The 13858-nt window shown below is 60.6% G+C and carries 10 protein-coding genes and 1 pseudogene; 7 read left to right on the forward strand and 4 right to left on the reverse strand.

The window, feature by feature from the left end:
* Positions 1–120 precede the first annotated feature (120 nt).
* Positions 121–1572, forward strand: coding sequence for an MFS transporter (locus ABX749_RS05600; RefSeq protein WP_372895114.1), 1452 nt, complete (start codon positions 121–123; stop codon positions 1570–1572).
* Here ABX749_RS05600 and ABX749_RS05605 read toward each other — a convergent pair.
* The gene (locus tag ABX749_RS05605; protein WP_372895122.1) at positions 1535–2893 is read right to left on the reverse strand and encodes an ammonium transporter; all 1359 of its coding nucleotides are present in this window, start codon (positions 2891–2893) and stop codon (positions 1535–1537) included. The genes ABX749_RS05600 and ABX749_RS05605 overlap by 38 nt on opposite strands.
* 765 nt (positions 2894–3658) lie before the next feature.
* Here ABX749_RS05605 and ABX749_RS05610 point away from each other — a divergent pair.
* Positions 3659–5656, forward strand: coding sequence for a hypothetical protein (locus ABX749_RS05610; protein ID WP_372895115.1), 1998 nt, complete (start codon positions 3659–3661; stop codon positions 5654–5656).
* 476 nt (positions 5657–6132) lie between these two features.
* On the opposite strand, the gene ABX749_RS05615 is transcribed toward ABX749_RS05610, so the two are convergent.
* Complete coding sequence (locus ABX749_RS05615; protein WP_372895116.1) at positions 6133–6435, reverse strand: hypothetical protein; 303 nt, start codon at positions 6433–6435, stop codon at positions 6133–6135.
* A gap of 41 nt (positions 6436–6476) precedes the next feature.
* Positions 6477–7604 carry a DUF1559 domain-containing protein gene (locus tag ABX749_RS05620; RefSeq protein ID WP_145220868.1) on the reverse strand — a complete coding sequence of 376 codons (1128 nt, stop codon included), beginning with the start codon at positions 7602–7604 and terminating at the stop codon, positions 6477–6479.
* Between the two features lie 459 nt (positions 7605–8063).
* On the opposite strand from ABX749_RS05620, the gene mntR reads away from it, so the two are divergent.
* Positions 8064–8471, forward strand: a complete 408-nt coding sequence (mntR, locus tag ABX749_RS05625) for a manganese-binding transcriptional regulator MntR (RefSeq protein ID WP_372895117.1) — start codon at positions 8064–8066, stop codon at positions 8469–8471.
* A 421-nt stretch (positions 8472–8892) separates the two neighbouring features.
* Positions 8893–9885 (forward strand): MDR family oxidoreductase, encoded by a 993-nt coding sequence (locus ABX749_RS05630; RefSeq protein ID WP_372895118.1) that lies wholly within the window; start codon positions 8893–8895, stop codon positions 9883–9885.
* A gap of 363 nt (positions 9886–10248) precedes the next feature.
* Here ABX749_RS05630 and ABX749_RS05635 read toward each other — a convergent pair whose 3' ends face one another.
* Positions 10249–11001, reverse strand: a complete 753-nt coding sequence (locus ABX749_RS05635; RefSeq protein WP_372895119.1) for a PRC-barrel domain-containing protein — start codon at positions 10999–11001, stop codon at positions 10249–10251.
* 420 nt (positions 11002–11421) lie between these two features.
* On the opposite strand from ABX749_RS05635, the gene ABX749_RS05640 reads away from it, so the two are divergent.
* The 3 genes and pseudogenes from ABX749_RS05640 to ABX749_RS05650 form a co-directional block, all read left to right on the forward strand.
* Positions 11422–11595, forward strand: coding sequence for a hypothetical protein (locus ABX749_RS05640; RefSeq protein ID WP_372895120.1), 174 nt, complete (start codon positions 11422–11424; stop codon positions 11593–11595).
* A 55-nt stretch (positions 11596–11650) separates the two neighbouring features.
* Entirely contained in the window at positions 11651–13156 is a 1506-nt protein-coding gene (locus ABX749_RS05645; RefSeq protein WP_372895121.1) for a BON domain-containing protein, read from the forward strand.
* Positions 13157–13360: 204 nt separating this feature from the next.
* A pseudogene (locus ABX749_RS05650) lies at positions 13361–13858 on the forward strand (hypothetical protein); the annotation flags it as partial.

Here is a 13858-nt window from a genome sequence, read left to right on the forward strand (position 1 = left end):
AGTGCCAAAGTAAGCGGCAGGGCGCGAGCCCTCCGGTCTTTCACGCGGCCACCGCGCCGCTGGCCCCTTCCCCTGTTTGGGCCCCTGTTCGGAGATTTGATCTGGTGCGATGGTGTAGTGATGGAAGACGTGCGAAACGAAACGAACGAATTCACCGAACCCTATCCCCAGGTCGTCAACCAGCCGACGGGTGTCTCGACGCAGACGCCGCCGGTCGGGCCTTTTCGTCCGGGGGATCGGTCCTCCGGCTCGACAGAGGGCCAGGGGCGACAGCGCAATGGCGCGGGCGATGACGACAACGGCTCGCCCTGGTTGCCGCTCCGCAACCCGATCTATCGCTCGTTCTGGATTGCGTCGTTCGTTTCCAACGTCGGCACGTGGATGCATGAAATCGGCGCGGGTTGGTTGATGACTGACTTGGACGCCTCGCCGCAAATGGTTTCCGCCGTGCGGACGGCGATGGCGACGCCGATCGTCTTGCTGGCGATCCCCGCCGGCGTGCTTGCCGATCGGGTCGATCGACGCCGATTGCTGTTGTCCACCCAGGTGCTGATGCTGTTGACCGCGGCGAGTCTGGCGGCGCTGACCGCGGCCGGCGTGATGACCAGCTGGCTGTTGCTGGGGCTGACGTTCTTGATCGGGTTGGGGCTGACGTTGCACGTCCCCACGTGGCAGGCGTCGATTCCCGAGTTGGTGCCACGTCCCCAGTTGTCGCGGGCGATCGCGTTGGGCAGTATTAATTTTAATTTGGCGCGGTCTGCCGGTCCGGCGATCGCGGGCGCGTTGGTGGCCATCGCGGGATCGTGGATCGCGTTCTCCTTCAATGCGATCTCGTTTGCCGGCGTGATCGTGGTGTTGTTGATGTGGCGTCGCCAGGGACGTGAATCGTCGCGCGGATTGTCGTATCGAAAATCGTTGTACCAGGGGCTGCGCTACGTTTATCGCAATCACCAGATGCGACACGTCTTGGTGCGTCTGGGGTTGTTCGTCGTGCCGGCCAGCGCGCTGTGGGGGCTGTTGCCATTGGTGGCCCGTCAGCGATTGGATTGGGGCGCCGACGGATTTGGCGTGTTGGTCACCTGCGTCGGCGGCGGGGCGTTGCTCGCGGCGCGTTTCTTGCCGATGTTGCAGCGGCGTTTCGGCGGCGACGCGACCATCGCTTTGGCCATGCTGGTGTTTGCCGGCGGATTGGCGGTCATGGGGTCTTCGACGCAGCGCTGGGTCGTGGTGGTGGCGACGCTGGTGATGGGCTGCGGCTGGATGGTCACGCTGACGACGCTGAACACGGCTGCACAAACGACGTTGCCCAGTCGCATGCGGGCGCGGGGAATGAGCTGTTACTTGACCGCCCTGGCACTCTCGATGTCCACCGGGTCGTTTTTGTGGGGCAGCATCGCCGAGTCGATCGGCGTCGCTGGGACGCACGAAGGAATCGCTGCCGGGGTTGGCGCAGGAGTGGGGACGGCACAAAAAATCGCGGCGGCAACCCTGTTGGTCACCGCCGCGATCGGCATGCTGTTTCGTGTCGTCGGTCCTACGCGAACATATAGCCCTCTTCACCGTGATCGGTGATGTCCAGCCCGCGTTGCTCGCTCTCGGCCGGAACGCGAAGCCCGATGACGATGTCGATCAGCTTGAGCAAGATCAGGCTTCCGATCCCTGCGAAGGCAAACGTGATCAGGACCGCAACAATCTGCCCGATCAGTAGCGCGGGACTGCCGGATTCGAGCAGCCCGATCTTCGTGCCGTTTCCGCTGACATCCCAGCACGCGCGACTGGCGAACACGCCCGTCAAGATTGCGCCGACTGTTCCGCCGACGCCGTGGACGCCAAAGGCATCCAGCGCATCGTCGTACTTCAGCGTGTGCTTCAGCTTGCTGCACGCCAGGTAGCAGAGGATCCCCGCGACCAGGCCCATGACCAGTGCCGGCATGGGTTGGACGAATCCCGCAGCCGGTGTGATGCACACCAGCCCCGCAACGGCACCACTGCTCGCGCCCAAGACCGTGGGCTTGCCCAGCACGATCCACTCGGTCATGGCCCAGGCGAAGGCGCCGGCGGCGGCGGAAAAGTGTGTGACCGCGAACGCGCTGCTGGTGAGGCCGTCGCTCAGTAATTCGCTGCCGGCATTGAATCCGAACCAGCCGACCCACAGCATCGCCGCACCGAGTGCGGTGTAGGTCAGGTTGTGTGGCTGGAAGGGTTCATTGGGGAATCCCATGCGAGGTCCGATCAGAATCGCGGCGACCAGCGCCGACACACCGCTGGAGATATGAACGACGGTGCCGCCGGCAAAGTCGAGCGCGCCGCCCATGATGCTGCCTTCGCCATAGGCCAGCGGTCCGCCGTCCCAGACCCAATGGCAAAGCGGGCAATAGATCAGCGTGCCCCACAGGATCGAGTAGATCACCATCGCGCCGAATTTGATCCGCTCGGCGAACGCGCCGCAGATCAGGGCGGGGGTGATGATGAAGAACATGCCTTGGAACAACATGTGGGTCAGCCGCGGAATGCTGCCTTCCATCGGTGTGACCGGCTTGCCGAGCGTTTCGCTCCATTCGCGTTGCACCCCGTTCATGAACAGGTAGTCGGTGTTGCCGATCCAGCCGCCGGATCCGCCGAAGGCGAGCGAGTAGCCATAGATCGCCCAGATCACCGTCATCAGTCCCATCAGGAAGATGCACTGCATCATCACGCTCAACACGTTCTTGCGTCGCACCAAGCCGCCATAAAACATGGCCAGCCCCGGCGCGGTCATGAACAGAACCAATGCGCAGCAGATCAGCATCCACGCGTTGTGGGCCGCCAGCGGCCCGTCTCCGATTTGTTCATCGGTCATGCCCGCCGGCGACGCGGTTGTCTCGGTCGCCTCCTGGGCCAGCGCGGCACCCATCGGGCCCAGCAGGAAAAGCGATCCCAGGATCGAGATCGCAAAACAAAGTCTCCACCTACTCACAGCTATCACCTCGTTGAGAAAAGGACTTGTCGGGTGACTGAAACGCAAGGCAGCAGCGGTCGTCGGATCGGTGGGTTCGGCCGCCTTTCTCGTGCCGCCGAAAGACCGAGCGGCCGGCGTTGGGATGCACCGACGGGGAATGCTCGAGGAGGTCGTTGACGGTCGAGAACCGAATCATCAATCCGCGACGGGAGGGGACATTGCTTCGCTCCGTGACAGTCGCGCAGCGGTTAGAATACGTCGAACTGCGAAACGCCGCTATCGGAGTGTGGGCGGGGCGGAAAAGGGGGGCAGTAACAAGAGGTTCCGCAACCGTTGGTGTTAGCCTTTCGGCGATTCCAAGTCGCTGCGTCGCAGCGACACTGGGCGGCTAAAGCCCAATCCCACTAAGTTAAGCTCAACGGAGGAGCCCGGACGCTGGCGCGAACCGGCTGATATCAAACGAATATCAGCCGTTTGGCGCGAGCCTACGGGCCCCTGTTTTAAGCACGACCATTGGCGACCGGCAAAAAGAAAACGCAGGTGGGAATGAACACCTGCGTTTCCAAAAATAACTGTTAAACTGGCGAGCAATCGCAAGCCAAATACGCCAGATTGAGAAACCGCGGCACGAATCCGTGCCATCGTCGCGGTGATAATTTGCTCGCAACCTGGAGATTCGGAGCATATGCGTCGCGGTAGGGGGTTGCAAGCCCTGATTTCATGAACTTAGAAAGTGAACCAAAATTTAATCCTCCCGCACTCCTTCGGCTGGGGGAATCGATCGCCGTCTTGCCGGTGATTCATGGCAGCGGCCAATTCGCGCTGACGGTGCGTCGCTGGATGCTGGAACAGGATTTTGATTGCGTTGCGGTGCCGCTGCCGGAGTCGTTTCGTGAGAGTACCGAGGCGGCGATCCTGGATTTGCCCCGGCCGTCGATCGTGATTCAAAAACCCGGCGCCGGCTTCACCCGTCCCGATCTCGAGTCTGGCTTTGCCCCCTACGACCCCGAGGCGGGAGAGAGCTGCGATAGCGGGGACGCCGATTCCGATCCCGCCAGCTACGTTCCGATCGATCCCTGCCAGCCGGTCATCATGGCCATTCGGGCCGCGATGGGAGAGCACATTCCTCGGGCCTATGTGGATCTGGAGACGGACCCGTTTCTGCCGTTTTCTTCGGTCATGCCCGATCCGTTTGCCGTCCGCCAAGTCGCCGCGGAGCGATTCGCCGCCGCCGTGCTGCCGAGTCTGCCGCGGCCGCCGGATCGTCAGACGCGGTCGCGGATCGTGCACATGGCTTACCGGTTGGCCGAGCTGGAAAAACGCTATGACCGAATCTTGTTCGTGACAAGCATTTTGAATTGGCCGTGGATTCGCGAAGCCTACACCGAGTCCTTTTCCACTCCGGCGGCCAACAAGAGCGAATCGTCCGACCAGTTCGATTTTCCGCAACACGATGCCGTCCAGGAACCGCGCCGCTACGCCATCGATCCGCGGACCTTGATGTTTCTGTTCGGCGAATTGCCCTACATCACTGGGCTGTATGAACGCGCCCGCAGCGAGCTGGAAGAAGACGAGGATCTGCAAATCGATGGCGTGAAAGAACTCTTGATTGCGGCGCGGGTCAGCTACCGAGCGGAGTTAAAACAATTCGCGCGACGCATCACCCCACTGCATCTTTCCAAGTGCCTGAAGTACATCCGCAACCTTTCGTTGATGTCGCGGCGGATGACGCCCGATCTGATCACGATCGTGACCGCGGCCCAACAGATCATGGGCGATCAGTACGCGCTGCACGTCGCGCAGTTGGCCAACCAGTATTCCTATGCCAATGTGTCCGAAGACGACTCGACCGAGAGCGACCTGGACGAGGTCAAGTTGGGGATCGATCAGGCCCGTCTGCCCGACGGCGATTTGATCTCGATGGTCAATCGTTTGCCGGGGCCGCCGATCTGTTGGCGGACATTGCAACTGAAACGCAAACCGTCGTCCCCGGAAAAGAGTCGCTGGAAGTACCAATGGAATCCGTTTACCCAGTGCAGTTATCCACCCGAAGACGAGCGGATTGAAAATTTTCGGACCCGTGTGTTTGATCGAGCCAAGGCGATCATCGGCAACGATTTGGCACGCACGGAAAAGTTCACCACCAGCGTCAAAGACGGGATCGATATCCGCGACACGCTGCGGCACTGGTACGACCGCCAGATCTACGTCAAAGTCATCCCGCCCAGCCGCGGGACGCTCGATGCCTGTGTCATGTTGTTCGATTCACCCTCGGATCCCCGCGATTACCCGTGGCGGACGACGTGGTTCGCCGAACACAAGGATGAATCCACGTTGGCGTTTTATGCCACCAGCTTTGCCGATGAAATGGTCGGCCCCGGCATCGGGCTCAGCCGCTACGGCGGGGCGATGTTCTTGTACCCGCCGGTGATGATTCCCGACATCTGGGGCGATCGGCGACTTGATTTCGCGGGCACGCTGGAAGAGCGGTTGATCGCCGCGGCTTGCATGCACGCCGGCGGCCGGCAAGTCGCCTTGCTCAGCGCCCTGCCGCCGGGTGCCGGATGGCGAAAGCTCGCGCGACACTACAAGAAAACGCTCGTCCACGTCCCGCTCAGTTCCTTCAGCGACGAACAGGTCCAACAGTTGCGGATGGTTCATGTCCTCAACGGTCGCGAAGTCCGGTCGTATGCCGAAGAGTTCATCCGCCGGGTTTGAGCGGTCGTCTCCCCTGGCGTTGCAGGTCGTGCCGTTTGAAGTCACCCTCCCGTGTGCGGGAGGGTCGAGCGTAGCGAGGGGAGGGTTTCCGTTGCCTCGCGTTCACCGATGTAAACAACGACGCCGAAGCACCCTCCCAAAAGGCATTGGTATCTACACAAGTCGCTTTTTGCCCAAAGGGCATGCATATCCCTAGCCTGGGGCAAGCAAACCGAGCATTTGCGAGGGTTGCGCCGCCCCAGGAACCGCATCGCAATGAGGTTGAATTTGGCCAACGGCCATGCACAACCTTCGCGTTTGACGAGGCATTTGTGCATGGCCGTTGGCCAATCGTTCTCGTTCTCGCTTGAGGCCCTTGGGCGATGCCCAAGGCTATGGATGTAAACGGCCGTTGGCCGAAACCATCCGCTCAGAACAGATCTGACATGCAAACGATGTGTCGATACCAATGCCCCTCAACGGAAGTTGACTTCACTTCAATAACGAACCTGTTCTTCCAGCAACGTTCTGCAGGCGATCATGGCATCGCGCCAGTTTCCTTGTCGCGCTTCCTGGACGACGTCCTGGAGCGCTTCGCGTTGATGATCGCCTTGCGATGGGGCGCCGGCCATCTCGTTCAGCCGGCTTTCGATCTGCTGCAACGCCTCGGTGTCGCGCTGGTTGCAAACGCGGTACAACGCGATCGTCAGATCGTAGCCGTCGTGATCCAGTTGGACCGGCGAGCGGCTGAAGTACCACAGCGACGCCGCGCAGGCGATCACGGCGAGCGCCAGACCCACGTTGCGAGATCGTGTTGACGTTTGGTTGCGATTGGATGGTTTCACAGTTGATCCCACTCGATGACTTCGTGTTCACGCATGCTCGAGAGTTCTGCCCAGATGAACAGATCGATGAAGTTGGTGACGAACTGGACCGATCCATCTCCCATCGCCACATAGCCGCCGCCGGGGTGTTGCGAGAACATTTGGCCGACGTGGTAGGTCGGGAAATTGATCGGGTGAATGATCGGGTTGCCGGTGATGTCCAACTCGCCGCCGGACGGGCCGGCGTGAACCAGTGTCAGCGTGGCCGCCGCGTCGGGGCCGTTTTCCGGCGACGTGAACTGGGGATGGGTGAACGCGCCCGGGACGACGCCGACCCAGGTTTTTTCGCTCAGTGCCGAGCTGTGCTCGCCAAAGAAGATCGTGCTGCTGAGCCCGTCCAACACGTCTCGGAATTTTGTCCTGGAGTTGCGAAAGAACGGCCCGTCGGCGACTTGCCCGGCATCCCCGTTGATCGCGATGATTTTCGTCTGGCCGGTGTAGATGTTGGTGAACACTTCGCCGGTCGCCGCGGAGCCGCACTCGCCCCAGCAACTCTCCTGGCCGTGGCTGGCGACGTAGTGACTGCGGCCCAGCACGATTTCCCGGCCATGAACTCGCAGCGGATCGCCGGCCTCATTGAGGACCACAAAGGGGTCGTCGCCACCGGTGGTACTGGGGCACAGGAACATCGGGATCGTCGTCGAAATCCCATCCACGTTGCCGCTCGACCAGATCGGTTGCTCCATCCGCAGGCTTTCAAACACCGAGTTGCCTTCGGCAAACGGCAGCAGCGCCGCCGCCCAGCCCCAACCCGGCCCGGCGTCCCATGTCAGCGGGTCCATGTTGACCACGGTCGGGGCGGAACCGTCGGTCGTGGGATGCGAAACGTAGCCGGGCGGGAACTGTCGAAAGGCCGCATGGTAATTCTGGGCCGCCAGTCCCACTTGGCGCAGGTTGTTGCTGCAGGACATCCGTCGGGCGGCTTCACGCGAGGCCTGAACGGCCGGCAGCAAAAGCCCCACCATGACTCCGATGATCGAGATCGCGACCAGCAGTTCGATCAACGTGAACCCGCGCGGCCGCTCGGATCGGGCCCGACCCGGCGGGCCGCCCCGCGGATCTGCCTGGAGTGATGAAGTATTCAAGGTTGAATTCCTGTCGTGCGTGCGAGGAAATGAGTTAGTCGGGGCTAAGTTTTGGTGCCGGGTGAAGCGTAGTTCCGCGAAGTTAAACGTGGTTTCTTCGGGTCGGGCCCGTAGGCTCGCGCCAAACGGCTGATCATCGTTTGATGATCAGCCGGTTCGCGCCAGTGCGAGCGGCACCTCCACTTGTCCTAACGTTGCGGTATGGGGCTCTGGCGTTGCCGAAACACGCGGTTCCAGGCGAGGCTCCATCAGCAGAAAGCCGCTCCGCCCAAAGTTAGCCAGGGCTAACTCCGGGTGTGCGGCCAGAATAGAGTCTCTGGCGATTGGACGCAAGCCCTAAGGAAAGCGGTTCGATGGAAAACGAATTTCCGGTTAAACTGTGTCGGCTGCCAAAACAGCACGACGAAACAGCTCAGTGGATGAGCATCAGCCTTTCCTTGCCGCGGTATGGTCGCGAAATTGCCCATTAAGATTCATCAACGGACCCGTTCGGACCATGCCAGCGAAGTGGCGGAGGACTACGTGGAGGCGATTGCTGATGCGATCGAGCAACGCGGTGTCTGCCGAGCCGTCGATTTGGTCAAACACTTTGCGGTCACGCACGCGACGGTCAACAATACGATCAAGCGTCTCGAACGCGACGGCTTGGTGACGACGGCGCCGTACCAACCGGTGGAATTGACGTCGGCGGGCAGGCGGCTCGCCTCCCAATCACGCCGGCGGCACGAGGTCGTCGAGGCGTTTTTGAAAAAGCTGGGCGTCAGTGACCAGACGGCGGCGGTCGACAGCGAAGGCATCGAGCATCACGTCAGCAAGGAAACACTGGCGGCGATGAAGCGAGTGTTGGACAGGGGGTGGCCGCAGTGACCGGTGACCCCGTGACCAGTGGCCACATACTGGTCCCAAAAATGGTCCGCGTGTTAGCGGCAGGGCGCAAGCCCAATGCCACCTACTTAGGCACTGAATGAGTTAGCGGAACGGCGCGAGCCGTCCGGTTTGACCCTGAAAGACCGGAGGGCTCGCGCCCTACCGCTAACAAAAAACACCCCGGTTGTTAGTCAAGTAGGGGGTACTGAATGAGCTAGCGGAACGGCGCGAGCCGTCCGGTGCCAGCTTGAAAACACCCTGAAAGACCGGAGGGCTCGCGGCCTACCGCAAAAAATACTTCACAGCGTTGTCTGAAAGGGTTGCCTGTGAGCAAGGGTATGTACCGAAGTTAGCCTCTCATCGGATTGGCAATCACGTCCACACCGTTGCAATCAAACCCGAAACTCATCCAGGAACCATCATGACATTCAGAGCACTCGTTGTCGACAAAACCGGCGAGTCCGAAGTCTCCGCCGCGGTGCAAACGTTGACCGAGGATCAATTGCCTGCCGGCAACGTCACGGTGGCGGTGGAGTACACCACCGTCAACTACAAGGACGGACTGTGCATGCGCGCCGGCGGCGGTCTGGTTCGCAACTATCCCCACGTGCCGGGCATCGACTTTGCCGGAACGGTCGAATCGTCGGCGGATCCACGGTACCAGCCCGGCGACAAAGTGGTGTTGACCGGTTGGCGTGTCGGCGAGACGCATTGGGGCGGCTATTCCCAAAAGGCTCGCGTCGATGCGGATTGGTTGGTGCCGTTGCCCGACGGCTTGACGACACGGCAGGCGATGGCGATCGGGACGGCCGGTTTCGCCGCGATCCTGGCGATTGTCGCGTTGGAAGATCACGGATTGAAACCGGACCAGGGCGAAGTGCTGGTCACCGGAGCGGCGGGGGGCGTCGGTTCGATCGCCACGGCGATCCTGGCCAACACCGGCTACGAAGTCGCCGCCGTGACGGGCCGGCCGCAGGCCGCTGAGTACTTGAAGTCGCTCGGTGCCAGCCGGATCGTCGCTCGTGAAGCGATCGACACCGTGTCGAGAAAGCCGCTCGAATCAGAAACGTGGGCGGGCTGTGTCGATGCCGTCGGCGGCGAAATGCTGGCCCGAGTGATCGGCCAATTAAAATACGGCGCGTCGGTCGCCGCGGTCGGGCTCGCCGGTGGCGCCGCGTTGCCGACCAGTGTGATCCCGTTTCTGCTTCGCGGTGTCAACTTGCTGGGGATCGATAGCGTGATGCAACCCTATCAACAACGCGTCCGAGCCTGGCAACGCATCGCCAGTGATCTGCCGCTGGACAAGCTCGATGCGATGATCCAGCAGGCAAACCTGGCCGTCGTGCCGTCGCTGGGCGAACAGATCCTGGCCGGTCAAGTCAAAGGCCGGATCGTCGTCGATGTGAATGCCTGAAGAGACTGTCCAACTTAGAAAGTCACTTTCCTGGTAGGCATTGGTAACTACATAAGTCGACCTTTGCCCAAAGGGCATGCATACTCATAGCCTGGGGCAAGCCAACCGAGCATTTGCGATGGTTGCGCCGCCCCAGGGAATAGATGCCAACGAGGTCGGATTTGGCCAACGGCCATGTACAACATTCGCGTTTGACGTGGCATTTGTTCATGGCCGTTGGCCAATGCCTCTCGTTCTGGTTGCGGACCTTGGGCGATGCCCAAGGCTATGGATGTAAACGGCCGTTGGCCGAAACCATCCACTGTTTTACCGAGTTTTTCATCTTACATTCCGTCTCTGAAGGCTGGACACCAGCGCGGGGACTTAGGGCAGCCAGTAGCGTTCTCGGCCGTAGTAATCGTACAGGTGCTCTTCGTAGCCGCGGTTGATCGGTGTCAGCGGATCGTACTCGGGCGAGTTCTTGATTTCCTCGCGGGTCATGTTGATTGACACGGTGGTTTCCGACCACGAGATGGATTCGACCCATTGCGGTGAGATCAATACCTTGCGCGCCGGCAACCAGTTCTTTGTGTCCACGACGACATATCGAACCGCCCACGTTTCATCGTCGATGATCAGGTCCTCGACGTGGCCGAGGTCGCCGTCGGTCGCTTCGATCGAATAGTTTCGGATCTCTTTGGCGCTGCGAAGATTCGGCAGTTCTTCTTCCACCACCTGCTGCTCTTCGTTGGGAACGTGCGCGGACATCGGCATGCCGGACGGGCCGCCGAGGGCAAGCGAAACTCCGGCCGGTCCCCAATAAGCCGGCACGTCGTAGTACTTGAACAGCTCCGCTTCCATTTGCCTGGACACCGGCTTTTTCGAGTCGACGTGGGGGCTGTCTTGGACCTGTTTCTTGGTCAGCTTGATCGCGATCGATCGCTGTTGCCAATCGCGCTGTCCCAGAATGCTGGGTGGCAACAAGACGCGGCGTTCGGAAAGCCACTTTCCCGTATCGACCACCAAGTGCCGGGTCAGCCAGTCGTCGGTATCGATTAGCAGGTCCAAGATCGTTCCGACCTTGTCGTCAACACCGGCGAGTGTGGTTCCACGAACTGAATCAAAAGCGATCAACATGACGGGTCTCCTGTCAAACAGTCTCACAAAAATGGCTCGGCGACGCTTCGAATGGGCCGTTCAAGCCGTGTTCGATCAATGACGCAAGTCGTGTTCCCAGTCGGGTCGAGATCCGGCAAGCAAGCGGCAATCGTCGACCGGTCCCTCGCTTACGCGTCGGGCTGATGTGATCGCGGCGAATTCCGACCGTCGACTCAGTCGACAGGCCGCGACGGTGGCATGCAGGAACAGGCACCACTCTGGTTGTTGCCCCATCACTCGGGTGGCATTTTCATCGGCCGCTTCAACGAAGGGGAACGGTTTTTCGTCGTTCGGACGTTCGGCATATGAAGTGCTCCACCGCGTTCGTGATTGACCTTCGCCGCCGCCATCTGACCGGCGAACGTCACGCATCGTTGACCGCAGCACCGAGGAACGCAGATGCCCATCAAAGAAGAACCGCCAAAGACAGGTGACATGTACCGTTGCCAAACCTGTGATCTGGAAATCCATATCACTCAACCCTGCAGTTGTGACTCGCCGACGGTCGAGTTCACCTGCTGTGGCAAGCCGCTCAAGAAAGTGACGGCGCTGCCGGCCGGGGGACCCTCCTGATCGCACCGTGCCGGTTGTCTTTCTGCTTCACCCCTCCCTCTACGCGAATCCCATCATGATCCATCGAACCTTTGCCACTGCCGCGGCCGCGGCATTGATGACCCTTGGCAGTCTTTCCTTCCTCGGTCCAGATCTGCTGGGGCCGGCGTCGGCCCACGCGGCCGAGCAGGAGAAATTTGAATCGGAGGAACTTGAATCGGCGATCAAGGCCGATCTCGACGACACCGAGTCTCTCAACGCGAGCCGTATCAGCGTGGAGGTCGAAAATGGACTGGTGACCCTTTCCGGCAACGTCTCCAGTTTGATGGACAAACGCCGTGCCGGACAGATTGCCAAACGAACCCGATCGATCCAGGGTGTCCTCAATCAACTGTACGTCGACCGCAGCGATCGCAGCGACGGCGCCATCCGCGAGGACGTCTTGATGCGGTTGCGCGTCAACGACAGCCTCGACCGCCCAGAGATCGTGGTCAACGTTGAAAACGGCAGCGTGGCGATGGCGGGCAAGGTCGATTCGCTGGCGGAGAAACGGCTCGCCGAAACCGCCGCCGCCGGAGTGCGTGGCGTGACCGAAGTCCAGAATCAACTGACCGTCGCGCTGACAAAACCACGAAGCGATGAAGAACTGCGTGAGGAGATTCAAGCATTGATCGTCAACTCGGTCTACTTCGATGACGTCGAAATTCGCGTCCAAGTCGACGATGCGATCGCCACGTTGAGTGGCACCGTCGGGTCGGTCGCCCAAAAGGCGAACCTGATTGAGACGGCAGAGATCTGGGGCGTCAAAGGTGTAGTCGCCGACGACGTATCGGTGGATCCCGATCAGCTGGATCCGACACGACGAGCCGGCCGCTACGCAATCGTCAGCGACCAATCGATCCGGCAGACGCTGGATCGCGTGTTCGCCAATGATCCGATCGTGTTCCCGTTCGCCGATTCGATTTCACCGTCCGTCCAGTCTGGAGTCGTCACCCTGGACGGAACCGTCGGAAATCTGCGGGTAAAAAACAAGGCGGAGCGGCTGGCCATGGATGTGATCGGCGTCACCCGCGTTGTCAACGAATTGGAGGTGCGGTACGAAGGCGAACTTCCGTCGGATGCCGAGATCATTCGCCTGTCCCAGCAAGCGATCTCGCGAAGCCCCAACTTGGATCGGCGTGATTTCCGTATCCATTGCCAAGCCGCGCACGTCAGTCTTTACGGATTGGTGGAAAGCGAATTCGAAAAACAGTTGGCCGAATGGATTGTCGATGGGGTCCCCGGTGTGGTTCATGTCAACAATGCACTGGCCGTGCAAGACGACTGGAAACCGAAGTCGGATGACCAGATCCGCGAAGACCTGGAACGAAAACTTAAGTTCGCGTTGTTTGATACGTCCAATCAGATCCAGGTGGAGGTCAGCGATGGGGTCGTCATCTTGAACGGTGAAGTCGACACGTGGCGTCAATGGCAAGCCGCGATGGATTTGGCGATCGAAGCTGGTGCACGACATCCACACAACCTGCTGAATGTTCGCATGCACCCGCCGCACGGTGGCTCCAGGATTTATGTGCCCCGCTAACGTGGTTTGCGGGGGTGAATGTCGGCAGGGGGCGTGAGCCGGCGTTGGGGGTCGGGTTTCACCCGACGCGCCGCTCGCTAACGCGTCCCGCTGGGGTGGATGTGGGTATGTGACGTGAGGCGGCGGCTGGGAGCGTGTAAACTGTGCGGCTGTGACTTTTGCTCGCCTTTCTCTCCCCGCCCCGATTTTCCCACCTCCGTCTTCATGCGTCACCTTTTTCTTTGCGTTGTCTCGTTCGCAATTGGTTGTCTTTCCTCGTGGGCCAACGCCGAAACGCTCCGGCACCCGCAAAGCCTGGAGCAACAACTCGGCGGCGTGTCCCCCGAATTCTTGGCCGAACAGGTTCGGCTGCGTGGGGACGCACGTCGCGGCGCGTTGGTGTTCTACAAGTCCGCGGCGGCGTGCGTGAAATGTCATGGCAGCGGGGACGACGCGACGCCACTCGGTCCCGATTTGGCGACGATCGGATCGGTTACCGAGCAGCATGTGATCGAATCGTTGCTGGATCCGTCCAACAAGATTCGCGAAGGCTTTCAAACTCACACCCTGTTGTTGGAAGACGGGTCGGTGATGACGGGCTTGATCGCAACGACGACCGACGACACCGTGACGCTGCGCTCGGCATCGGACTTGACCCGCGAGACCACGATCGAGCGTGACGACATTGTGCAGATGAAGCCGGCGTCCAAATCGATGATGCCC

The sequence above is a fragment of the Stieleria sp. genome (assembly GCF_041595215.1).
Taxonomy (GTDB): domain Bacteria; phylum Planctomycetota; class Planctomycetia; order Pirellulales; family Pirellulaceae; genus Stieleria; species Stieleria magnilauensis.

Bases quoted from the DNA above. Each gene is read 5' to 3' on its own strand.
- ABX749_RS05645 (WP_372895121.1), top strand. From the start codon at position 11,651: ATGATCCATCGAACCTTTGCCACTGCCGCGGCCGCGGCATTGATGACC.
- ABX749_RS05630 (WP_372895118.1), top strand. From the start codon at position 8,893: ATGACATTCAGAGCACTCGTTGTCGACAAAACCGGCGAGTCCGAAGTC.
- ABX749_RS05635 (WP_372895119.1), bottom strand. From the start codon at position 11,001: ATGTTGATCGCTTTTGATTCAGTTCGTGGAACCACACTCGCCGGTGTT.
- ABX749_RS05605 (WP_372895122.1), bottom strand. From the start codon at position 2,893: ATGGGTGCCGCGCTGGCCCAGGAGGCGACCGAGACAACCGCGTCGCCG.
- ABX749_RS05610 (WP_372895115.1), top strand. From the start codon at position 3,659: ATGAACTTAGAAAGTGAACCAAAATTTAATCCTCCCGCACTCCTTCGG.
- ABX749_RS05640 (WP_372895120.1), top strand. From the start codon at position 11,422: ATGCCCATCAAAGAAGAACCGCCAAAGACAGGTGACATGTACCGTTGC.
- ABX749_RS05600 (WP_372895114.1), top strand. From the start codon at position 121: ATGGAAGACGTGCGAAACGAAACGAACGAATTCACCGAACCCTATCCC.